Genomic DNA, 23,869 nt, shown 5'->3' with positions numbered 1-23,869 from the left:
CCCTTAGCGTTTTGCCTGCCAGATACGGGCCTGATAATCGCGAATAGAGCGATCGGAACTGAACATACCGCAGCGCGCGGTATTGAGGATCGCGGCGCGCGTCCACGCTTCCTGGTCGCGATACAGCGCATCCACCTGCTTTTGCGCCTCGACATAAGCGGCGAAGTCCGCCATGACCAGGTACGGATCGCCCCCCTGTTTGCCGAGGCTATGCAGCATCTGGTCAAAGGCATGTTTATCGCCATCGCTGTATTGACCGCTTTCCAGCTCTTTTAGCACCGCATCCAGCACTTTGTCTTTTTTACGCCATTTCACCGGATCGTAGCCTTTGGCTTTGAGCGCCTTGACCTCTTCCACAGTATGGCCAAAGATAAAGATATTCTCTTCACCCACCTTCTCAGCGATTTCAACGTTAGCGCCGTCCAGCGTTCCCACAGTCAACGCCCCGTTCAGCGCCAGTTTCATGTTGCCGGTGCCGGACGCCTCTTTCCCGGCGGTAGAAATTTGCTCGGAAATATCCGCCGCCGGAATGAGCATTTCCGCCGCCGAGACGCAGTAATCCGGCAGGAAAACCACCTTCAGCTTATCACCCACCGCCGGGTCGTTATTAATGGCTTCCGCAACCTTATTGATAGCAAAAATGATGTTCTTCGCCAGGTAATAGCCCGGCGCCGCCTTCGCGCCAAACAGGAATACGCGCGGTACGCGGTCGGCCTGCGGGTTTTCGCGGATCTCTTTGTACAGCGCCAGAATATGCAACAGATTCAGATGCTGACGCTTGTACTCGTGCAGGCGTTTGATCTGAATATCAAAAATCGCGTTGCTTGAAATCTCAATCCCGGTACGGGCCCGGATAAATTTCACCAGCCGTTCTTTGTTCGCCCGTTTGATGTCGCGATACTGCTGACGGAATGTGGCGTCGTCAGCGTATTTTTCGAGGTTGATCAACTGGTCGAGATCGTTAGCCCACTCTTTTTTCAGCGCTTTATCCAGCAACGCCGCAAGCTGCGGATTGCACTGTTTAATCCAGCGACGCGGCGTAATGCCGTTGGTGACATTGTGGAATTTGTTCGGCCAAAGCTGGTGATATTCCGGGAACAGATCTTTCACCACCAGATCGGAGTGCAGCGCCGCCACACCGTTGACCGCAAAGCCGCTGACCACGCACATATTGGCCATGCGTACCTGACGGTCGTGCACCACCGCCAGTTTTGCCCATACCTGCTTATCGCCAGGCCAGGTCTTATCGACCAGCGTCTTAAAGCGATCGTTAATCTGCTTGATAATCTGCATATGACGCGGCAACAGCGCTTTGATTAACCTCTCATCCCAGCACTCCAGCGCTTCTGGCATCAGGGTGTGGTTGGTGTAGGCGAAGGTTTTGCTGGTGATAGCCCAGGCGTCATCCCAGCTCAGTTGGTGCTCGTCAATCAGCACGCGCAGCAGTTCCGGAATGGCGATGGTCGGGTGAGTATCGTTCAACTGAATGACCTCGTAATCCGCCAGCTCATGCAGTTTGCGTCCGGCCAGATGATGGCGACGCAGAATATCCGCTACCGAGCAGGCGCACTGGAAGTATTGCTGCATCAGGCGCAGTTTTTTGCCCGCCGTGTGGTTATCGTTGGGATAAAGCACCTTCGTCAGTTTTTCCGCATCGATACCCTGCTGTTCCGCCCGCAGGAAAGCGCCGTCGTTGAATTTGGTCAGATCAAACGGATGCGCGTGGGTCGCCTGCCACAAACGCAGCGGTTGCGCGACGCCGTTACGATAGCCTAACACCGGCAGATCCCAGGCCTGGCCTGTAATCACAAAACCTGGCTCCCAGCGCCCTTCTTTGGTGACTTTACCGCCGATCCCAACCTGGACGTCCAGCGCCTCGTTGTGGCGGAACCACGGATAGCTGCCGCGATGCCAGTCATCCGGCGCTTCCATCTGCTTGCCCTCAACAAATGACTGACGGAACAGCCCATACTGGTAGTTCAGACCATAGCCCGTAGCGGACTGCCCGACGGTGGCCATCGAATCGAGGAAGCAGGCGGCCAGACGTCCCAGACCACCGTTGCCGAGCGCCGGATCGACTTCCTCTTCCAGCAGATCGGTCAGATTAATATCGTGCGCTTTCAGCACATCGCTAACGTCCTGGTACCATCCCAGATTTAACAGGTTATTTCCCGTCAGGCGGCCAATCAAAAATTCCATAGAAATGTAGTTCACATGACGCTGGCCTTTCGTCGGCTGCGCTACCGGTTGCGCGCTCAGTAATTCCGCCAGCGCGCCGCTAACGGCCTGCCACCACTGACGAGGCGTCATGTCGGACGCCGACAGTAAACCGAAACGCTGCCACTGACGCGTCAGGGCGGCCTGGAATTGATCTTTATTGAAGGTTGGCTGTGACATAGGAAATCCGTCCTCGGGTAATAAAACAACGTTATCGCTAGTTTGCCAGGCTCGATGTTGACCTTCCTCCTCCCGGCAATGATTAGGGAGGGAGGAGGAGCGGGGATGAGCATAAAAGTGTGATCGCCGCCACTTACCCCTGTATAAACGCGCCGATTCCTGTCAACGACACCCAGTGTTACGCATAATCAAATGAATAAACAGAAATAACAGTAAATCGCGAAGGGGTATTTTCGAAAGATTATATGAACGCCGAAATAGTTTCTTACCTGAAATATTCAGTGGCGGGAGATTCACTCACTAAACATAATTAATTAAACGCCTGGTATCGCCATTGTGTTAAATCCGGATGATGTCCAGGACATTATTTACAATAACGGAAATATGACCTCAGCCCAGCTCTGACGCTCGTTTCAACCGCGCCGAATACTTTTTTAATACCGTTATTTAGAATTGTGACAGAGTGCAAATTCAGACACATAAAAAGTCTGCTTAGCTTGCATTAAAATGCTTTCTGGCCGACCTTATATCTATTAATTACGAAGCGCAAAAAAAATCGCAGTTCCCCCCATTTCCCACAGTGAAGTGATTGCTATGTTGATTCCGTCTAAATTAAGTCGTCCGGTTCGTCTCGACCATACCGTGGTTCGTGAGCGGCTGTTGGCTAAACTTTCCGGCGCGAACAATTTCAGGCTCGCCCTGGTAACCAGCCCTGCTGGCTATGGGAAAACCACGCTTGTCTCACAGTGGGCGGCGGGCAAAAATGAATTAGGCTGGTACTCTCTCGACGAAGGCGATAACCAGCAAGAGCGATTCGCCAGTTACTTAATTGCCGCTATCCAACAGGCCACCGGCGGACACTGCTCTACCAGCGAAGCGATGGCGCAAAAACGTCAGTACGCCAGCCTGACGTCTCTCTTCGCACAGCTCTTTATTGAACTGGCGCAATGGCATCGCCCGCTTTATCTGGTGATTGACGACTACCATTTGATTACCAATCCGGTGATTCACGACGCGATGCGCTTTTTCTTACGGCATCAGCCGGAAAATTTCACCCTGGTGGTGTTATCGCGTAATTTGCCGCAACTGGGCATCGCTAATCTGCGCGTGCGCGATCAGCTGTTGGAAATCGGCAGCCAGCAGTTGGCTTTTAACCATCAGGAAGCAAAGCAATTTTTTGACCGTCGTCTTTCGTCGCCCATTGAAGCCGCTGAGAGCAGCCGCATGTGCGACGATGTGGCCGGTTGGGCCACTGCGCTACAGTTGATCGCCCTCTCCGCGCGCCAGAACCATACCTCTGCGCATCACTCCGCCCGCCGTCTTGCCGGGATTAATGCCAGCCACCTTTCTGATTATCTGGTGGACGAAGTACTGGATAACGTGGATGTCAGCACCCGACATTTTTTACTTAAAAGCGCGATTTTACGCTCAATGAATGACGCGTTGATCGTGCGCGTGACCGGCGAAGAAAACGGCCAGATGCGGCTGGAGGAGATTGAGCGCCAGGGGTTATTCCTGCAACGCATGGACGACACGGGCGAATGGTTCAGCTATCACCCGTTGTTTGGTAGCTTTCTGCGCCAGCGTTGCCAGTGGGAACTGGCGGCGGAACTGCCGGAGATCCACCGTGCGGCCGCGGAAAGCTGGATGGAACAAGGTTTTCCCAGCGAAGCTATTCATCATGCGCTGGCGGCGGGTGACGCGCAAATGCTGCGCGATATCCTGCTTAACCATGCGTGGGGGCTGTTTAATCACAGTGAACTGGCGCTGCTGGAAGAGTCATTAAAAGCGCTGCCGTGGGAAAGCCTGCTGGAAAATCCGCGGCTGGTGTTGTTACAGGCCTGGCTGATGCAAAGCCAACACCGCTACAGCGAAGTGAATACGCTGCTGGCGCGCGCCGAGCAAGAGATCAAAGGGGTCATGGACGGCACGCTACATGCTGAATTTAACGCGCTGCGCGCCCAGGTCGCCATCAACGACGGCAATCCGGAAGAGGCAGAGCGGCTGGCGAAACTGGCGCTGGATGAGCTTCCTCTCGCCTGGTTTTATAGCCGTATTGTCGCGACCTCCGTTCACGGCGAAGTGCTGCACTGTAAAGGCGATCTCAGCCAGTCTTTATCGCTGATGCAGCAAACCGAACAAATGGCGCGCCATCATGACGTCTGGCATTACGCGCTGTGGAGCTTAATTCAACAAAGCGAAATTCAGTTCGCCCAGGGATTCCTGCAGGCCGCATGGGAAACGCAGGAGAGAGCCTTCCAGTTGATCAAAGAGCAACATCTGGAACAACTGCCGATGCATGAGTTTCTGGTACGTATCCGCGCGCAATTGCTGTGGGCGTGGGCGCGCCTTGACGAAGCGGAGGCCTCGGCGCGCAGCGGTATCGCTGTGCTGTCCACCTTCCAGCCGCAACAACAGTTGCAGTGCCTGACGCTACTGGTGCAGTGCTCGCTGGCGCGCGGCGATCTGGATAATGCCCGTAGTCAGCTTAACCGACTGGAAAATTTATTAGGCAATGGTCGTTATCACTGCGACTGGATCTCTAACGCCGATAAGGTGCGTGTCATTTACTGGCAGTTAACCGGCGACAAAAAATCCGCCGCCAACTGGTTACGTCATACGCCCAAACCGGCGTTTGCCAATAACCATTTTCTGCAAGGGCAATGGCGGAATATCGCCCGCGCGCAGATCCTGCTGGGCGAATTCGAGCCTGCGGAAATCGTGCTGGAAGAGTTAAATGAGAATGCCCGTAGCCTGCGCTTAATGAGCGATTTAAACCGCAATCTGCTGTTACTCAATCAGCTTTACTGGCAATCCGGGCGGAAAAACGACGCCCAGCGCGTATTGCTTGATGCCTTACAGCTCGCCAACCGCACCGGATTTATCAGCCATTTTGTGATTGAAGGCGAAGCCATGGCGCAACAATTGCGTCAGCTTATCCAGCTCAATACGCTGCCGGAGATGGAGCAGCATCGCGCGCAGCGCATCCTGCGAGAGATTAACCAACATCACCGGCATAAATTCGCCCATTTTGACGAAGGCTTCGTCGAGCGCCTGCTTAACCATCCGGATGTCCCGGAGCTTATTCGCACCAGCCCGCTCACCCAGCGTGAATGGCAGGTGTTAGGGCTTATCTATTCCGGTTACAGCAACGAACAGATTGCCGGCGAACTGGCGGTGGCCGCGACCACCATTAAGACGCATATCCGCAACCTCTACCAGAAACTCGGCGTCGCGCACCGTCAGGACGCGGTACAGCACGCGCAGCAGTTGCTGAAGATGATGGGGTACGGGGTTTGAGGCAAAACAGGCAACGTCCTGGTGTGTAAATTTGTTTAATCATAAAACCTGAAAGCACCGGTTAACATATGGGCAAAAACGGCGCTTTTAAAATAAATCGGCATGCGTTCCTGTTCGTTCAAATCGCAGGCATTCATCCGTTATCTTATCAATAAGAATCCAGTCAGGCCCAATATGGGCATCCCGGTATCCGCTATATGAACCTTGTAACGGGTAATCTTTATAAATGGCAGGAAGGGGAAAAGGGTGGTGAATCAGAAGCGTCATAAGTGTTTTAAGTTTGCCGACATCCTTATGACGCTTTTGTGCCCGTTTTACATCTTTCTGGAACTGTCCCGAATATTCAATTTCCCTTTGCCCCATAGTCAGATCCCTAACTGGTCAAACAAATCATCAGCATCTTTGGCTTTATGAATGTCAACGCCAGCTTCGCTATTTTCTATCGTTCGGGACGTTAACTCATTGGGTATCCGCAAATCAAAAGGCAATGCCTTTTCACGCGCAACTTTAGTCAGTGTAATCCGTATCAAATCAGAAATGGTTAACCCCATTTCAGCCAGGACATCTGCCGCCTGATTCTTCAGCGTTTCGTCGATACGGGCACGAACAAGCGCATTTGCAGCCATCGATTAGTCTCCTGTACTGTGTCTCTATACAGTTCAAATTGTGGCTCAACTGAGACACACATACAAACCGGGCCTGGATGTTTGCCTTGCAATGCTCGTAAAGATGACTTAGTCGCTTACCCGGACAAGATAGCCACTTTCGGTTGCTTCACAGGAAAATCTGACCGGCAAAAACCGTTCCACCACCGCAATATTGGTAAGCAAGTGAGCGGAAGCCCGCGCCACGGTAAACGCGCCTTCGCCCGCCAGCGCCAGCGGTAAAATCAGCTGGTCAGCCAGATGCTCTCCCACCGCCGCCGGGCTTGCGAGATAGCGCCGCGCTTCATGCGCAACCTGGTTAGCTACCGCTTCCGCGCTGGTGCCTTTTACGCCGAACGCGGCGAACAGTTCGGTCAGTTGTTCGCTTTGAATCATCAGCGACAGCGTGTTGCCCGGCCCGCAGCCGCCTTCCAGCGCAACGACGTTTTTCTCCGCCTGCGGGAAGTGGGCTTCCAGCGTTGCGACTTCACGTTCGCCAACGTGGTAAGGAACCGCCGCCAGCAAAGCTTCGGCGGTGATACGCAGCGTCTCGCCGCGCGATATCAGCGTCAGACCGCGTAAAGACGCCGCCGGTTCGACGACCGTCGCTGCCGCGCCGCCGCCAGCCGGATAAAAGCCGTGTTTTATCAGCGTGGTACGCTGGCTGATGCCCATCCTCGCCAACAGCGGCTCCCAGACGCGGCAGATAAAATCGGCGCTGGGCGCGGCCTGATTATGCGTCCCGCCGTGAACCTCCACGCGGGATGAACCGTCAGCAAACCACAGCGCGGGCAGGACGGTTTGCAGCACCAGCATACAACTGCCCGCGCTGCCAATCGCGAAACGGTACTCGCCGCCGCGAATCGGCCCCGGCGTAAAACGCAACTGTTGCGAGCCCAGCTCGTCGCCGTTCACCTGCGCGCCGCAGATTTCCGTCGCCGCTCGCACCGCCGTTAAATGCTGGCGTAGCAGCCCCGGTTTGGCGCGCCCGGCGCGGATGCCGCTCATTTCAAACGGCTGGCCGGTTATCATTGATAAACTCAGCGCCGAGCGCAAAATCTGCCCGCCGCCCTCTCCCTGTGCGCCATCCAGCGCGATAATCCTTGCCATTTTCTATCCTTTAACGCACACCACCTGCCGCAGGGTGTACATGATTTCCACCAGGTCAGACTGCGCCGCCATCACCGCATCAATGTCTTTATACGCCATTGGGATCTCGTCGATCACGTCCGCATCTTTACGGCATTCGACATGCGCGGTGGCGCGAATCTGATCGTCAACGCTAAACAGTTTCTTCGCTTTCGTTCGGCTCATCACACGCCCGGCGCCGTGGCTGCACGAACAGAACGACTCTTCGTTACCCAGCCCGCGCACGATAAAGCTTTTCGCCCCCATCGAACCGGGAATGATACCGAACTCACCGCGCCGCGCCGAAACCGCCCCTTTACGCGTCACATAGATCTCTTCGCCAAAGTGCTGCTCTTTTTGCACATAGTTATGGTGGCAGTTGATCTCGTCCATATCGAGGGCGATCGGTTTTTCCACGCAGCGCTGGAGCGCCGCCAGCGCGTTTTCCATCATCGCCTCGCGGTTCAGGCTGGCGAATTGCTGCGCCCAGTGTACCGCTTTCAGGTAATCATCAAAATATTCGCTTCCTTCATTAAAATACGCCAGATCGCGGGACGGCAGCGTTTCTAACTGCTCCTGCATTTCTTGCTGCGCCAGGCCGATAAAATAGGTGCCGATGGCGTTACCGATCCCGCGCGAACCGGAGTGCAGCATGATCCATACCCGATCGGTTTCATCCAGACAGATCTCAATAAAGTGGTTACCGGTTCCCAATGTTCCCAGGTGCTTATAGTTATTGGTATTCAAAAAGCGCGGATATTTTTGCGTTAACCACTGATATCCCGCTTCCATCTGCGCCCATTTTTCATCAACGTTGGCGGGCGGTTTTCCCCATGCGCCCACATCGCGATGCCCGCGCCCGGTGGTACGCCCGTGAGGCACAGCGGCCTCTATGGCGCTACGCAGTTCCGCCAGATTTTCCGGCAGATCGGCCGCCGTTAAGCTGGTACGCAGCGCGTTCATTCCACAACCGATATCCACGCCCACCGCCGCCGGAATAATCGCCCCTTTCGTCGGGATCACGCTACCGATGGTCGATCCTTTCCCCAAATGCACATCCGGCATAACGGCAATATGTTTGAAAATAAACGGCATTTTCGCCGTATTGATCAGCTGCTGACGGGCATCGTCTTCTACCGGTACGCCTTTGGTCCACATTTTTACCGGTGCGTTCTGGGTGGTCATCAATTCGTAATTCATCATTTTTTTCTCGTTTTAATCATTAGGGTGGCGACAAGTTTATGTGAATACACCGCTCTACCATTGAGCTACAGAGCCGGGCTCTGACGGGTCTCGAACCCGCAACAAATGTAGATCCACAGGCATTCGCCAAAATAGGGTGGCACGACAAGTTAAGGTGAATCACCCGCTCTACCGTTGAGCTACAGGGCTAAGCCCCGGCAGGGTTCGAACCTGCGTCTGGCCATACAAGGTGTAGATCCACCAGCATTCGTGCCTTCAGCGTTGCGCGACAAATTCATAGCCGGGATGATACGCATCGGGAAAGATGTAATCCCGGCCAGCATTCGCGCCGCGCTGAATACTCTTTACAGCGTCACGGCTTCAATCTCTTCCAGCCAGTGCGCGCTGCCATAGCGACCGTTAACAAAGTTATCTATCACCGTAAACACCTCGTCGCTGAAGCCGCCGACGTTCAAAATATCGCTTCGTTCCGCCGCCTGGGTGGTGCCGTAAGGCAGCAGATCGATACACACCAGGCGCGCCTGCGGGTTGCGCTTTTTCAGTTCGATCCAGCATTCCATGGTGGCCGTTGAGCCATGGCACGACTTATCAACCCACGATTCGTTATCCGACACCATAATCACCAGATCCACCCGCGCCCGCTCGTTCAACAACCTACGCAGCGGCGCGGAGCAGTTGGTGCCGCCGCCGCCAACCGCCGCCAGCTTTTGCGCGTTGTGCATAACCGACTGGCGCGCATCAAGCCGCACGTCGACCACATCGCATTCAAACGGCAGCACGCGGGCCTGCGGATGATTACGCAGCACGGCGGCGGCGATCAGCCCGGCAACGTCCACGCAGCGGATCTTACTGGTCGCCCCCTTGCGATAGCCGGTTATCGACGACTTCATCGACCCCGACACGTCCGGGCAGACCACCACATTGCCGCGAAACGGCGGAATGTTCTCCAGCGCGTACTCCATCGCCTGCGCTAAAGCCTCGCGAATAACCTGCGGCACGCTGCTTTGCAGATTGCTCCACGCCGACAGCAACTGATAAGGATAAACCCAGGACTGGCGCACCTGCGCCCTGTCCGCCAGCCGCTGCGCCACGCTGGCGGCAAGCGTTGCATTCTCAAACACGTCATGACGCGCCAGGGTATTCAAATTCATCCGCAACGTTTGCCAACTCATCCGCTGCGCCAGTTGCGCCCATTGTTCGCGGCTCAGCGGCGCGTTGGTCAGCAGTAAAAACGGCACATCGGGTAAGGCCGCGCCCATGTCGCCTTCACGAAACGCCAGCAGCGCGCGCGTTTTTTCCGGCAACTGTGTCTTATCGCACGGCTTACCAATCAGCCAGGCGAAGAAGGCTTCCTGCCACGCCGCCTGCGGCCGTGGGTGTACCATTTTGACGATATCCGCCAGCGACGGCGCATTGCCCACCGATGCCTGCAATAAACGCTCTTCGCTGGCGTTCTGCAACCAACGCTGCACCAGCTTCTTTGGCCGCGTCCCCAGCGAGCGCCGCCCGGTCACGCCGCTGCGCAAAATTTGCACAAAGTTACGCAGCATCCGGCCATTATTGATCACCCGCGTAAATACTATCGGCAGCAGCGCCGAACCACGCGCCGCCAGAATGGCGGTCAACAGCGCGGGCATATCCTTCATCATCCCGCGTTCGCGGCCATAAATCGCCAGTTGCGCTAAAAACAGATCGTCGAGATCTTTCGCCGTCGCCAGAACATCATTTAGCTGCGCCTGGCCGCTGGTATAAAAAGTCTCGTTCATGCAGCCGGTCATCACCATTTGCGCCAGTTTATGGCGCGGGATGAAGGCAAAGGCCGCTGCGCCTTGCTGATTGCTGGCGTTGGCCAGCGGCGCATCCCTTAACAGCGAACGGAACAAAAGTGGATTAGCCATTTGTTTTTCCCATTTCCGTTATTCTCCATGCCAGAGTTATTGCAACCAGCGTGCCAGAAAATAAATTATTTTATAGTCTATTGATTTTTAAGTTATTTATTTCATTAGCGTTCAGGTGAAAGAAAAATGCCTGCACGGTAGCCATTAAAAAGCGATAAAATTATCTCGTCTTTTAGAAGGAAATCTAAGATGCGAAAAACGGTGGCCTTTGGTTTTGTCGGTACGGTGCTCGACTATGCAGGACGCGGCAGTCAGCGTTGGGAAAAATGGCGTCCTACTTTGTGTCTGTGTCAGCAGGAGACGCTGGTCGTTCACCGCCTGAAACTGCTGTACGATGCCCGCTCTCGCTCGCTGTTTGAAGGATTAAAGAAGGATATCGCCAGCGTCTCGCCGGAAACGGAAGTCGTTGGCGTAGAAATCGCGATCCGCAACCCGTGGGATTTCGAGGAAGTTTACGCCTGCCTGCACGATTTCGCCCGCAGCCATACTTTTCATCCCGAAGATGAAGACTATCTGATTCACATCACCACCGGCACCCACGTCGCGCAGATCTGCTGGTTCCTGCTGGCGGAGGCGCGCTATCTTCCGGCGCGATTAGCGCAGACCTCGCCGCCGCGCAAAAAAGATAAACCGCATAGCACGGGCGACGTGACGATTATTGACCTCGACCTCAGCCGCTACAATGACATCGCCACCCGCTTCGCCCAGGAGCGGGAGGAGACGCTCAACTTCCTGAAGTCCGGCATTGCAACCCGCAACCCGTGTTTCAACCGGATGATTGAGCAAATTGAGCGCGTCGCGATACGCTCCCGTTCGCCAATCCTGCTCAACGGCCCGACCGGCGCGGGCAAGTCGTTTCTCGCCCGTCGCATCTATGAACTAAAACTGGCCCGCCACCAGTTCAGCGGCCCGTTTGTCGAAGTGAACTGCGCCACCCTGCGCGGCGACACGGCGATGTCGGCGCTGTTCGGCCACGTTAAGGGGGCGTTTACCGGCGCGAGAGAGGAGCGTGCAGGGCTGCTGCGCAGCGCCGACGGCGGCATGTTGTTTCTTGACGAAGTGGGAGAACTGGGCGCGGATGAACAGGCCATGTTGCTGAAAGCCATTGAAGAAAAACGCTTTTACCCTTTCGGCAGCGACCAGCAGGTCAGCAGCGATTTCCAGTTGATTGCCGGCACGGTGCGCGACCTGCGCCAGCGGGTGGCGGAGGGGACATTCCGCGAAGACCTGTACGCGCGTATTAATCTCTGGACCTTCGAACTACCGGGCCTGCGTCAGCGCCAGGAAGATATTGAGCCAAACCTTGACTACGAACTGGAACGCCACGCGGCGCTAACCGGCGACAGCGTGCGTTTTAATACCGAAGCGCGCCGCGCCTGGCTGAGCTTCGCCACCTCGCCGCAGGCCGCCTGGCGCGGTAACTTCCGCGAACTCTCCGCCAGCGTCACCCGCATGGCGACGCTGGCGGACAACGGGCGAATCACGGTCGAAACGGTAGACGATGAAATCGCGCGTTTGCGCTATAGCTGGAATGACCATCGCCCCTCCGCGCTCGACGGACTGCCGGGCATTGACGCAACGGCGCTGGATCTGTTTGACCGTATGCAACTGGAAAACGTCGTTGCGGTCTGCCGCCAGGCGAAAACCCTTTCCGACGCCGGGCGGCAGCTATTCAACGTTTCCCGTCAGGGGAAAGCCACGGTGAATGACGCTGACCGGCTGCGTAAGTACCTGGCGCGTTTTGGGCTGACGTGGGACGTTTTACAGAATTAACACAGCTCCAGTTGAATATGGTTCTCCGTCAACACCTGCATCACGCCCGGCGGCGGCAGGGTATCGGTGTAGACCGCATCGACCATACTAATGCTGCCCATGTTTACCATCGCGTTACGGCCAAATTTAGAGTGATCCACCACCAGCATCACGTGGCGCGAATTTTCGATAATCGCGCGCTTGGTGCGTACCTCATGGTAGTCAAATTCCAGCAACGAGCCGTCGCTATCAATACCGCTAATACCGAGAATGCCGAAATCGAGACGGAACTGGGCGATAAAGTCCTGCGTCGCTTCGCCAATAATGCCGCCGTCGCGGCTACGGAGTTCACCGCCGGCGAGGATAATACGAAAATCCTCTTTCGCCATTAGCGTGTTCGCTACGTTCAAATTGTTGGTCACGATCCGCAAATTACTGTGCCCTAACAGGGCGTGCGCTACGGCTTCCGGCGTCGTGCCGATATCAATAAACAGCGTTGAACCATTGGGGATCTGGGCCGCGACTTTGCGAGCGATGCGCTCTTTTTCTTCCGTTTGCGTCGCCTTACGATCGTGCCACGGCGTGTTCACCGAGCTGGAGGGCAACGCCGCGCCGCCGTGGTGGCGCAAAATCATATTCTGTTCCGCCAGATCGTTAAGATCCCGACGAATGGTTTGCGGGCTGACAGAAAAATGCTCCACCAGCTCTTCCGTACTGACGTACCCCTGTTTTTTTACCAGTTCAATGATCGCGTCATGCCGTTGTGTTTGTTTCATGAATAATCTCTGAAAGTAACCAACCTTGCGCCGGATAGCGGCATTCGCCCTACCCGGCCTGGAAAAATATCTCGACCACAGGCCGGATACGCCTCACGTTCGTTTTCGCGCATTCAGCGTATCAACAAAGGCCATCGCTAAACCGACGATAAGCCCGGCGATGTGCGCGCCGTTCGCCATAGACATGCCAAACCAGTCAAACCAACCAGCGACTATCCACAATAATGCAAAAATAATTAAGCCGCGCTGGAGGTAAATTCCGCTTTGCGGATCGCGCTCTCCGCGCAGCCACACGTACCCCATCAGCGCATAGACGACGCCAGACAGTCCGCCAAACCACGGGCCGCTAAATTTCTGCTGTACATAGCCGCTTAGCAGCGCGCTTATCACCGTAATGACGATTAATTTACCGCTGCCCAGGCGCTTCTCTACCGCCCCGCCGAGATACCACCACCACAGCAGGTTAAAAAGAATATGCATCAGTGAGAAGTGCATAAAGATATGGGTGAAGTAGCGCCAGACTTCAAATTTTAAAACCGGATCGAACGGCCACGCCAGCCACACCATCACCGTCTGATCGCCGATGAGACTCATCGCGATATAGACCAGCACGCAGGCGAGCATCACGATCCAGGTAACAGGGCCGGCTCGTTCACGCAGCGTGGCGAGAAAGGGAAAACGGCGGTAGCGCAGTCCGCTGTTAGTCTGCCCGGACTGCCAGCTAGCCGCCAGATAACGCGGATCGCCGGGATTTTCTATAAACCGCGCCAGCTCGACCCGCACACGTTCGGCCTGCGATTCATCCGCCAGCCAGATATCGCTTTGATTATGTTGCTGAATAGTAAGAATGACGCCCTGGGTGGCCATGTAATCAACAAATGCCTGCGCCACACGAGGATTCGCAAAGGAAGTAATCATCAACATTATTGCTGTCGCTTAGTCCATACAAAAGAAGACAGTATATATACCCTTCTCGTCGGAGGCTGCATCTTTATGGGATTACGCGCCATTCGCGACATCGGCAGGGAAACGGCGATGCCAGGCCTCAAACCCGCCGTCAATGCTGTAAACCGCATCATAGCCTTGCTGGAGCAGATACTGCGCGGCGCCTTTACTACTGTTGCCGTGATAGCACATTACCATCACCGCGGTATCGAAACCATGCTCACGCATAAACGCGCCCAGCGTATCGTTAGTCAAGTGAAACGCCTGCGGCGCATGACCCATGGCATAACTTTGCGGATCGCGAATATCGACCAGCACCGCCGCGCCCTGGTGCAGTTTCTGATACGCCTCTTCTACAGTGATACATTCAAATTGTTCCATGAATCGCTCTTTCATTATTGCCGGTGAAGCCAATTAAGGCATTTTATCGCCCAGTGTACGTTGACGGAGTAGCTTAACGCCATAATGTTATACATATCACTCTAAAATGTTTTTTCGATGTTACCAATAGCGCGTTTCTTTGCTATTATGTTCGATAACGAACATTTTTGAACTTTAACGAAAGTGCAAGAGGGCAGCATGGAAACCAAAGATCTGATCGTGATAGGCGGGGGCATTAACGGTGCAGGCATCGCGGCTGATGCCGCCGGACGCGGTTTGTCCGTACTCATGCTGGAAGCGCAGGATTTGGCCTGCGCAACCTCTTCCGCCAGTTCGAAACTTATCCACGGCGGCTTACGCTACCTTGAGCACTACGAGTTCCGTCTGGTCAGCGAAGCGCTGGCAGAACGTGAAGTGCTGTTGAAAATGGCGCCGCACATCGCCTTCCCGATGCGTTTTCGTCTGCCGCACCGCCCGCATTTACGTCCGGCCTGGATGATCCGTATCGGTCTGTTTATGTACGATCACCTCGGCAAACGTACCAGCTTACCCGGTTCCACCGGTGTGCGGTTTGGCGCAGATTCGGTGCTCAAACCTGAAATCGTGCGCGGATTCGAATATTCCGACTGCTGGGTAGACGATGCGCGTCTGGTGCTGACTAACGCACAGATGGTGGTGCGTAAAGGCGGCGAAGTCCTTACCCGTACTCGCGCAACCGCCGCTCGTCGGGAAAATGGCATGTGGATTGTCGAAGCGGAAGATATCGACACCGGTAAAAAATATGTCTGGCAGGCGCGCGGACTGGTTAACGCCACCGGACCGTGGGTCAAACAGTTCTTCGACGAAGGGATGCACCTGCCGTCGCCGTATGGCATCCGCCTGATCAAAGGCAGCCATATCGTCGTGCCGCGCGTCCATAATCAGAAGCAGGCGTATATTCTGCAAAACGAAGATAAGCGTATCGTCTTTGTCATTCCGTGGATGGAAGAGTTTTCGATCATTGGCACAACCGATGTCGAATATAAAGGCGATCCGAAAGCGGTAAAAATTGAAGAGAGCGAAATTAATTATCTGTTGAAGGTCTATAACGCGCACTTCCAGAAGCAACTGGGGCGCGATGACATCGTCTGGACGTACTCCGGCGTCCGTCCGCTGTGCGATGATGAGTCCGACTCACCGCAGGCGATCACTCGCGATTATACCCTTGATATTCATGATGAAAACGGCAAAGCGCCGCTGCTTTCCGTGTTTGGCGGTAAGCTCACGACCTACCGTAAGCTGGCCGAACATGCGATGGAAAAACTGGCGTCTTATTATCCAGGCATCGGCCCGGCATGGACCAAAACGTGCGTACTGCCCGGCGGCGACATCGACGGCAGCCGCGAAGATTACGCGGCGAAGCTGCGTCGTCGTTATCCGTTCCTGACGGAATCGCTGGCGCGCCACTATTCGCGCACTTACGGCAGCAACACGGAGTGGATTCTCGGCGAAGCCACGTCGCTGCTTGATTTAGGCGAAGATTTCGGTCATGAGTTTTACGAAGCGGAACTCAAGTACCTGGTGGATCACGAATGGGTGCGCCGTACTGAAGATGCTATCTGGCGTCGCACCAAAGAAGGCATGTGGCTGACCGCCGAACAGCAGTCCCGCATCACCCAGTGGCTGGCGGCGTATGTTGAGAAACACCAACTTTCACTGGCGTCGTAATAAAATCCGGGGCGGTTTATACCGCCCTTTTTCGCCACATACCGCATTCACTCGCCGGATTTTGTACAGCCGGGCATATGATTAGTGATACGGTAGCGATCGACACTTATTTTGGTAATAAAGAAGGGTTTTGCCCGCGCTTCGCTATTCCAGAGAGTTTTCCCCGTTTTACACCAGCTTTTATGAGGAAAGTTGGCATAATGAACCACGCTCTCCTCCCCCAGCACGCTTTCAAAATGCGCGCGTTTATCACCGTCGGCCACGCTAAAGTCAGCATAAAAAAGATTGCTGTCCAGGTTAAACGTCATTTCTATTTCACTGGCGGAAGATGGAAAGAACACAGGTAGCCAGGTCCAGATACCGGATTGCTCGGGTATAGCGGCATAATCAGGAAAATAGCTTACCTGGCGATCATCGCAGGCGGTCAGCACAGCGACGATGATTAATGCTGCGCCACACCGGAGGACCTGATTAATCAGCTCAGCAACAATATCTTTATGCCACGAAGTGGATTCACGCCGTGCAATACGAATATCAGCGCCGCTGGCCGGGTCTACGCCTACCCGTTCCACATATAATTTAACATCTTCCATTTAGTCCCTTTATTTCGCGGCCGGATACAGCGGCACATATCCCACATCCTGCACCAACTGCTGCCCCTGCGGGCTTAGAAACCAGTCCACCAGCTTTTGTGTTTCCGCTGTGGGGTGTTCACGGGTGACCATATAAACATCAACCGTGTACGGGTAACTGCCGTTACGAATATTTTCAACCGTCGGCGCAACATCGTTTATCGCCAGTAATTTAATCTCTTTATTGCTGTGCATCTGCGTAGCGTAATAACGAAAGGTATAGCCAATGGCGTTGTGCGTATTGCGATACTCAGCCACGATATCCACCATTTCCCCCATCGCGGTTGCCACTGATGTTGTTTGCGCTGGCATCAGCTTCGTTTCTTTCATTACCTTCGCCAGCATCGCCGTTTGGCTGCCAGAGTTTTCCGGTCGCTGCCAGGGCTTAATGTCGATTGCCTCTCCGCCCACCTCATTCCAGTGGGTGATTCTTCCGCTAAAAATGCCGCGAATTTGTACATCACTCAACGATGACACGGGATTGTTTTGGTTGACGATAAACACAAACGCTTCACGTGCAAAGGGGGTATAAACCAGTTTTACGCCACTGGCCTCGGCCAACTGCTTTTGAGCAGTGGAAGGCTGGGCGACAAAAATAAGATCGGCATTACCGTTAAGGATATTTTGATAGGCTTCAATGGTTCCCTGGTTTTCAAGGTAGTCTTCAGGGCAGATATCATCCGGAAAGCGCGTAAGCGCATAAAAAGCCGAGGCGTATAACGGCAAGCCAGCCGTTGCGCCATCGAGCCGCGGCCAATTTTGGGTGAGCAGAAGTGTCGGTTCATCGCGCAGCCCGGTTAGCTTGTTGCCCCATGTGTGCGCCTGATAATCGCGGAAATAAAGATATTCACTGCTCTCGGGAGCGGGATACTTCACGGCATAAAGATGTGACTGATATACGGCACAGCTCCCGAAAAACAGCAGGCAAATCACCAGCAGATTACGACAAGTGTAGCCCGCACCGCCGCGTAGCACTCCCCAACGCGCACCGCCATACCCTAATGCAAAACAGAGCTGCGAGCCAACCGGGATGAGCAACACTGCCCATACCCAGCCATTGAAAAAGGATATTACGCTGGGTACTAACCAAAGCGTTTGCACCACCTGGGCGATGGGTTTACGCCCTATCGCGCGAATATTAAGATCGGTGAGAAACATCAGGATGACCCACCCCATCAGCACTACCAGAGCGGGCATAAGCAGGCAGCAATCACGCCATTCTGGATTTACCTCTAATGCATTTCCCTTTCCCCATATTCGGCCACAGAGAAAAATTAACCCCGCGCCCAGAAGCGCTACCGGGATAATGGTCGCCTCTTCAATAGATCGCGCGACGGGGATACTATTTTCAAGAACGCTAATGTACGCCCACATTCCCCCCACGATAATCGTAATAATGTTCACCAGCAGCGGCACGCCGATAAACGCCATCATGATTGACAAAAAAAGCCACTTAGCATTTTTCATTTTTCTATCCGCTAATCCCTGCGATAGCGGAAGTATAAACCCGGTAGTCCTGAGCCCCCCCCATGCATTTTTCTGAAATCGCGACGTTAAAACATTCACGATAGCGGCAGACAGAAGTTGAAAGTTCCGGCTGCCGTTTTTTATTTACAGGCTCACATTAACCTGCAAGATCGATCTTTTTCCGCGCCTGCCCAACAGCATCGGCGGCCCGCAATGCCGCCTGCACAGCCTCCGGCGTAATGGTAAACGGCTCGTTGTGCATCGTTTCCCCGGTTTGACAAGACGCCCTGGCAACGGCCAGCAGTTCATCATCGCTAACGCCAGCCAGACCAATATCCGCCAGCGTGGTGGGCAAGCCTATATCTTCACAAAATTGATAAACCTCCTCGATAAGCTCAGGCGCTCTATCGGTGAGCATAAGCATTGCCAGCGTGCCAAACGCAACCTTTTCCCCATGCCAGTATTTGTGCGTGGCGGGCAGTACCGTCAGACCGTTATGAATGGCGTGTGCCGCCGCCAGCCCACCGCTTTCAAAACCGAGCCCGGATAATAGCGTATTCGCTTCGATAACATGTTCGAGCGCCGGAGTAACCTGATGTTGTTCACAAGCAAGCTTCGCCAGGCGCCCATAGCGCATTAAGGTGGTGTAGCAAAAGCGCGCCAGCTCAAATGCGGTCATCGGTCCTGGCCTGGTGGTCATATTGCCTGCCCCTTTGATGCGGCAATCTTCCGCTTCAAACCAGGTTGCCAGCGCATCGCCTATCCCGGAAACCAAAAAGCGTACCGGCGCGGCAGCAATAATACTGCTGTCCACCAGCACAAGCGTCGGGTTACGTGGAATCATCAGGTAGCGTTTGAATTGCCCTTCTGGCGTATAGATAACAACCAGTGAACTGCACGGCGCATCCGTTGAGGCCAGAGTAGGAACCACGGCAATAGGCAGCCGCAGGCTGGCGCCGGTTGCTTTTGCCGTATCCAGGGTTTTCCCACCCCCCATACCGACAATCACATCGGCGCCAATTTCCTGCGCGCGTGCGGAGATGCGAGCAATTTCCTCATCACTGCACTCGCTACTGAACACTTCGATATCAAATTCAATCACCCCGTGCAGTGCTGTTGCAACTGTATCCCGGTAGGTGTTGTGAACAACAGGATCCTGCAAAATCAGCGCCTTATGACCGAGTGCGGCCAATTCCTGCGGGAGATGCGTTGTCAACGCTCCTTTACCCTGAACATATCGTGACGGAAAGATCGCGGTAGTAACCATTGTTTCTCCTTAAAAAGCATTAAAGTTCAATATACAGAACACAAATTCCACATAAAGAATTTAATGCTGTTTACTCTGAACGCACAATGACCAGGTGAGAGCATAATCTTATCCTGTGAGGCAGCGCACAATTTTGGCGATGTATTAGACCGATGAGCAGTTTCCAGTGGGTTATCCGCTCTTTCTCACTTTATCTCCGTTCATTTTTGAAGCAAATCACAAAATATAACCTTCCTTAGAGTATGGAATTGACGCTGTATGAATACGTCGGCATAGTGTCAATATACAGAACAATAGTTCCATATACAGAACATAATTTTTTGATACTAAAGGGATGCAATGATGAGCATTGAAATAGAGAAACCGACCACACGAGGGCGCTGGCTGCATATTATTCCAGCCACGATCCTCGTTTATATCGTGGCCTATATGGACAGGACCAATATCGCCATTGGGATCGCAGGCGGCATGGATGAAGATTTAGGCATGACGGCTTCTTTTGCCGGTCTGGTCGCCGGGATCTTCTTTATTGGTTATATCTTCCTGCAAATTCCCGGCGGTCAGATAGCCGAGCGGCTAAGCGCCAAGAAGTTAATTGCCTGGACAATCGTCGCCTGGGGGGGCTTTGCCCTGCTGACCGGTTTTGTTCAGACACCGACGCAGTTGTTGATTATCCGCTTTGTGCTCGGCGTGGCGGAAGGTGCTGTGTATCCCGCCATTCTGGCGCTGATTGGCCACTGGTTCCCAAATGAGGAGCGCGCCAGGGCTATCGCCTATTTCCAGATGAACCTGGCCGTCGCTTCTATTATTACCGGGCCGCTTTCCGGCTGGCTTATTGAAACCTACGGCTGGCGGGAGATGTTTATCATCGAAGGCTTGCTCTCTCTGGGACTGCTCTTTGTCTGGCTACCTTTGGTTTCCGATCACCCGCATCAGGCAAAGTGGCTGGATCCGAAAGAGCGCGCCTGGATCGAACAAAAATTGCTAGCCGATCGCGCGTTGAGTATTGGCGGAGAGCAAAGCAGCATTCGCGGCGTATTAAAAAGCATCAACCTGTGGAAGCTTGTCGGTATCTATTTCTTCGTACAGGTCGGCTTCTATGGCTTCGCGCTATGGATGCCAAATCTGATTAAACACCTGACCGGCAGCGGCATGACCATCGTTGGGGTACTCACTGCGGCGCCTTACGTTCTGTGCATTATCGGTCAGTATTACATCGCCAAATGGTGTGATAAGACGATGAATCGCCGCCTTTACACGGCTATTCCTCTGCTGGGTTTCGCGGTCTGCCTCGCCCTCTCCTTATTACTGAAAGATAACGTCTGGCTCGCCTACGGCATGATGGTTATTTGCGGGTTCTTCCTGCAAGCCTATGCCGGTCCATTCTGGACGCTGCCGCCATTACTCTTCGCCCCCAACGTTCTGGGCGGCGTGCGCGGCACGATCAACGCCCTGGGCAACATTGGCGGCTTTATCGGTCCGTACCTCGTCGGGCTGTTAACGGTGACGTTCTCGCAAACAGCAGGAATGACCGTACTGGTTGCCGCACTGCTTATCGCCGTTGGACTGCTTTTCAGCTTGCCTTCTGTTACCGCTCGTCCTGCAGGTAGCAGCAACACACCTAACACCTCGACGCCGGGTGCGTCACTTAAACAGGAAGGAATCGCCAAATGAGCCAAAAATGTCAACATGCTCGCGATCTGTGGTCGCAGCTCGACGCCCTGCGTCTTGGAATGAATTACAGCAAAGAAGATGTCAATAAACTGCAGGTCCTGGTGGATGATTGCTATGGCGAAAGTCATCCGGGCAGTTTCCATCTTAACCAACTGGGCGATGAAGCCGTGCTGGGTGTTCATGAAAGCGGCGGTCGCGCGGTCCGTCACCATGTGACGGATATCTGCGACGGCTGGGGTCAGGGCCACGATGGGATGAACTACATCCTGGCATCTCGAGAAGCCATTGCCAACATGGTCGAAATTCATGCCTCAGTGGTGCCTTATGATGCTGGTATTCTGATCTCAAGCTGCGATAAATCTATCCCGGCGCATCTGATTGCCGCCGCACGCCTGAACCTGCCGCTGCTGCATATTCCCGGCGGTTCTATGCGTCCGGCACCGAATATGAGTACTTCTGACCTCGGCGGGATCACTGCTAAGTTGAAGAAAGGCGAAATCGGCATTCAGCAAGTAGAAGCCATGCAGCAATGCGGTTGCCCCACCGCCGGAGCCTGCCAGTTTATGGGAACGGCCAGTACCATGCAGTGCATGTCGGAGGCATTGGGGCTGGCCCTGCCAGGCAGCGCTTTGCTGCCATCGACCCTGGCGGAAATTCGCCGCGTTGCCAGAACCGCAGGCCACCAGGCGCTGTATCTGGCGGAGAAAAATATCACCACCCATAAGATCCTGACTCCTGCGGCGTTTGAAAATGCTATCAAAGTCCATGCTGCTATTGGTGGCAGCACCAATGCGATGATCCACCTTCCGGCCATCGCTCATGAACTTGGATGGGAGCTGAAGCCCGAACTGTTTGATCGGATCAATAACGAAATCCCTTATCTGACCAATATTCAGCCCAGCGGTGAATACGTTACCGAAATGATGTGGTTCGCTGGCGGCGTGCCAATGGTGCAATGGTATCTGCGCGATTATCTGGATCTTGATGTTCTTACCGTGACTGGCCGTACGCTCGGCGACAACCTGGAAATGCTCCATCAATCTGGCTTCTTTACCCGTAACCACGGTTACCTCAACAATTACAAAGTCAGTCCGGAGGAGGTGATCCGTAAACCAGAAAATGCCACCAAAAAAGGGTCGATTGCGGTACTGAAAGGCAACATCGCGCCTGAAGGAGCGGTCATTAAATACGCGGCCTGTGCGCCGGATATGCACCACCATACCGGTCCTGCTCGGGTCTTTAACTCCGAAGAAGACGCTCAGCAGGCCATCATCCATAACCATATCGAACCCGGCGACGTCATTTTCATTCGCTACGAAGGCGCAAAAGGCTCTGGCGCACCGGAAATGCTGATGACAACCGATGCCATCGTGTATGACAAACGCCTCGACGGAAAAGTCGCATTGATTACCGACGGTCGTTTCTCTGGAGCGACCAGCGGGCCATGTGTCGGACACGTCTCGCCAGAAGCCGCTGATGGCGGGCCGATTGCCCTGGTGGAAGATGGTGATTTAATCGAAATGGATGTGAAAGGCCGCAAGCTCAATATTGTAGGGATCGACGGGGTGTTTAAAACAGAAGAGGAAATACGCCGCTGCCTTGAAGAGCGTCGAGCAAGCTGGAAGAAACCTGATTATTCAAACCGTCGCGGCGTCTTTAAACAGTTCACCGCTAATGCAACATCATTAATGGCCGGAGCCTGGCTTAAATAATATCCCTGGCGGGCTACGGCTCGCCTGTTTTAAGGATCAATACATGACTCAGATTACGAAATTTCACGGCGTATTTCCGCCAGTTCCGACCATTGTTAATGCGCAGGGAGAGTTAGATAAAGTCGGCATGGCAACCTTGCTGGATCATCTTATTGCAAGCAAGGTCAATGGCGTATTACTGCTGGGCAGCGGGGGGGAATTTTGCCATATGACCAATGCGCTGCGTCTGGAAACCGCAGAGTTTTGCGTCCGTCATATTAACCGCCGTATTCCAGTACTATTAGGTATTAGCAGCACCAGCACGCAGGAAGTGATTAAGTATGGTCAGCATGCCGACCGACTCGAAGTCGATGCCGTGCTGGTACTCAATCCCTACTATGCCAGATTGACCGATGAGTATATTTATCATCATTTCAAAACCGTGGCTAATAACATAAAAAGCCCGGTGATTCTCTACAACTTTCCAGCATTGACGGGACAGGACCTTAGCGTTGATTTAATTACCCGGCTGGCGCAGGATCACCCCAATATTATCGGCATTAAGGATACCGTTGATAATATCAGCCATATTCGTGAAATCATCAATAATGTCAGGCCAGTGCGTCCGGACTTCGTTATTTTCTCCGGCTATGATGAATATATGATGGATACACTTATCTTAGGCGGCAACGGCGGGATCCCAGCGACAGCGAACTTTGCGCCGCAGCTAACCTGCGGGATCTACCGCGCGTGGTGTGAAAAAGAGTATGAGACAATGTTCGGATTACAGCGCCGGCTGTCCGCGCTTTCCACTATTTACAGCCTGGATTCACCTTTCTTCGGGATAATCAAAAAGGCAATTCAGCTTAGCGGAGTCGATATTTCAACTCATGTAATGCCCCCCGTTTTGCCGGCAAATGAAGAACATATTTCGAATTTGAAGCAGATCTTACAGCGTGCGGGACTTTAAGCTATGACGAAAGCGGGCTTCTTGCCCGCTGTGTCTT

General features: G+C 53.9%; 18 protein-coding genes. 6 read left to right on the top strand and 12 right to left on the bottom strand.

What is annotated here, in order from left to right; translation table 11 throughout:
- Positions 1-3 precede the first annotated feature (3 nt).
- Positions 4-2,397: a maltodextrin phosphorylase gene (malP, locus tag ABVN44_RS15980; protein WP_023231797.1), complete on the bottom strand. Its 2,394-nt coding sequence runs from the start codon at positions 2,395-2,397 to the stop codon at positions 4-6.
- A 594-nt stretch (positions 2,398-2,991) separates the two neighbouring features.
- Between malP and malT the strand changes: the two genes are divergently transcribed.
- On the top strand, positions 2,992-5,697 hold the full coding sequence (gene malT, locus ABVN44_RS15975; protein WP_000907030.1) for an HTH-type transcriptional regulator MalT: 2,706 nt from the start codon (positions 2,992-2,994) through the stop codon (positions 5,695-5,697).
- Positions 5,698-5,784: 87 nt separating this feature from the next.
- Here the strand turns inward: malT and ABVN44_RS15970 are convergent, their stop codons facing one another.
- The 5 genes from ABVN44_RS15970 to ABVN44_RS15950 all read right to left on the bottom strand — a co-directional run bounded on the left by ABVN44_RS15970 (position 5,785) and on the right by ABVN44_RS15950 (position 10,570).
- Positions 5,785-6,060 (bottom strand): type II toxin-antitoxin system YafQ family toxin, encoded by a 276-nt coding sequence (locus ABVN44_RS15970; RefSeq protein ID WP_023231798.1) that lies wholly within the window; start codon positions 6,058-6,060, stop codon positions 5,785-5,787.
- A 2-nt stretch (positions 6,061-6,062) separates the two neighbouring features.
- On the bottom strand, positions 6,063-6,323 hold the full coding sequence (locus ABVN44_RS15965; RefSeq protein WP_000729714.1) for a type II toxin-antitoxin system RelB/DinJ family antitoxin: 261 nt from the start codon (positions 6,321-6,323) through the stop codon (positions 6,063-6,065).
- A gap of 108 nt (positions 6,324-6,431) precedes the next feature.
- Complete coding sequence (rtcA, locus tag ABVN44_RS15960) at positions 6,432-7,451, bottom strand: RNA 3'-terminal phosphate cyclase (RefSeq protein ID WP_023231799.1); 1,020 nt, start codon at positions 7,449-7,451, stop codon at positions 6,432-6,434.
- Between the two features lie 3 nt (positions 7,452-7,454).
- Positions 7,455-8,669, bottom strand: coding sequence for an RNA-splicing ligase RtcB (rtcB, locus tag ABVN44_RS15955; RefSeq protein WP_052895236.1), 1,215 nt, complete (start codon positions 8,667-8,669; stop codon positions 7,455-7,457).
- A 347-nt stretch (positions 8,670-9,016) separates the two neighbouring features.
- Entirely contained in the window at positions 9,017-10,570 is a 1,554-nt protein-coding gene (locus ABVN44_RS15950; RefSeq protein ID WP_023231801.1) for a TROVE domain-containing protein, read from the bottom strand.
- Positions 10,571-10,759: 189 nt separating this feature from the next.
- Here ABVN44_RS15950 and rtcR point away from each other — a divergent pair, with 189 nt between their 5' ends.
- A complete protein-coding gene (gene rtcR / locus ABVN44_RS15945; protein WP_023231802.1) occupies positions 10,760-12,343 on the top strand; it encodes an RNA repair transcriptional activator RtcR in 1,584 nt (527 codons plus the stop codon).
- Here the strand turns inward: rtcR and ABVN44_RS15940 are convergent.
- The 3 genes from ABVN44_RS15940 to glpE form a co-directional block, all read right to left on the bottom strand.
- Positions 12,340-13,098 carry a DeoR/GlpR family transcriptional regulator gene (locus tag ABVN44_RS15940; RefSeq protein ID WP_000815085.1) on the bottom strand — a complete coding sequence of 253 codons (759 nt, stop codon included), beginning with the start codon at positions 13,096-13,098 and terminating at the stop codon, positions 12,340-12,342. The genes rtcR and ABVN44_RS15940 overlap by 4 nt on opposite strands.
- A 93-nt stretch (positions 13,099-13,191) precedes the next feature.
- Positions 13,192-14,022: a rhomboid family intramembrane serine protease GlpG gene (glpG, locus tag ABVN44_RS15935; RefSeq protein ID WP_000928702.1), complete on the bottom strand. Its 831-nt coding sequence runs from the start codon at positions 14,020-14,022 to the stop codon at positions 13,192-13,194.
- A gap of 75 nt (positions 14,023-14,097) precedes the next feature.
- A complete protein-coding gene (gene glpE / locus ABVN44_RS15930; protein WP_000434523.1) occupies positions 14,098-14,424 on the bottom strand; it encodes a thiosulfate sulfurtransferase GlpE in 327 nt (108 codons plus the stop codon).
- A 198-nt stretch (positions 14,425-14,622) separates the two neighbouring features.
- On the opposite strand from glpE, the gene glpD reads away from it, so the two are divergent.
- A complete protein-coding gene (glpD, locus tag ABVN44_RS15925; protein ID WP_023231803.1) occupies positions 14,623-16,131 on the top strand; it encodes a glycerol-3-phosphate dehydrogenase in 1,509 nt (502 codons plus the stop codon).
- Between the two features lie 47 nt (positions 16,132-16,178).
- Here glpD and ABVN44_RS15920 read toward each other — a convergent pair whose 3' ends face one another.
- From ABVN44_RS15920 to ABVN44_RS15910, 3 genes are all read right to left on the bottom strand, one after another.
- A complete protein-coding gene (locus tag ABVN44_RS15920) occupies positions 16,179-16,724 on the bottom strand; it encodes a hypothetical protein (RefSeq protein ID WP_000390367.1) in 546 nt (181 codons plus the stop codon).
- A 9-nt stretch (positions 16,725-16,733) separates the two neighbouring features.
- A complete protein-coding gene (locus ABVN44_RS15915) occupies positions 16,734-18,230 on the bottom strand; it encodes a PstS family phosphate ABC transporter substrate-binding protein (protein ID WP_023231804.1) in 1,497 nt (498 codons plus the stop codon).
- A gap of 157 nt (positions 18,231-18,387) precedes the next feature.
- Positions 18,388-19,497, bottom strand: a complete 1,110-nt coding sequence (locus ABVN44_RS15910; RefSeq protein ID WP_000258842.1) for a glycerol dehydrogenase — start codon at positions 19,495-19,497, stop codon at positions 18,388-18,390.
- A 339-nt stretch (positions 19,498-19,836) separates the two neighbouring features.
- Here ABVN44_RS15910 and ABVN44_RS15905 point away from each other — a divergent pair, with 339 nt between their 5' ends.
- Genes ABVN44_RS15905 through ABVN44_RS15895 form a run of 3 tightly spaced genes read left to right on the top strand, consistent with a single transcriptional unit; the run spans position 19,837 to position 23,832 of the window.
- On the top strand, positions 19,837-21,171 hold the full coding sequence (locus tag ABVN44_RS15905) for an MFS transporter (protein ID WP_001518078.1): 1,335 nt from the start codon (positions 19,837-19,839) through the stop codon (positions 21,169-21,171).
- Positions 21,168-22,883, top strand: coding sequence for a dihydroxy-acid dehydratase (gene ilvD / locus ABVN44_RS15900; protein ID WP_000078496.1), 1,716 nt, complete (start codon positions 21,168-21,170; stop codon positions 22,881-22,883). Before ABVN44_RS15905 ends, ilvD begins: the two co-directional genes overlap by 4 nt.
- Before the next feature lie 43 nt (positions 22,884-22,926).
- Positions 22,927-23,832, top strand: a complete 906-nt coding sequence (locus ABVN44_RS15895; RefSeq protein ID WP_023231805.1) for a dihydrodipicolinate synthase family protein — start codon at positions 22,927-22,929, stop codon at positions 23,830-23,832.
- The last annotated feature ends 37 nt before the right edge of the window (positions 23,833-23,869 follow it).

It is taken from the genome of Salmonella sp. SJTUF15570, assembly GCF_043357055.1.
In the GTDB taxonomy this organism is placed as follows: Bacteria; Pseudomonadota; Gammaproteobacteria; order Enterobacterales; family Enterobacteriaceae; genus Salmonella; species Salmonella enterica.
This window is presented reverse-complemented; position numbering and strand designations above follow the sequence as displayed.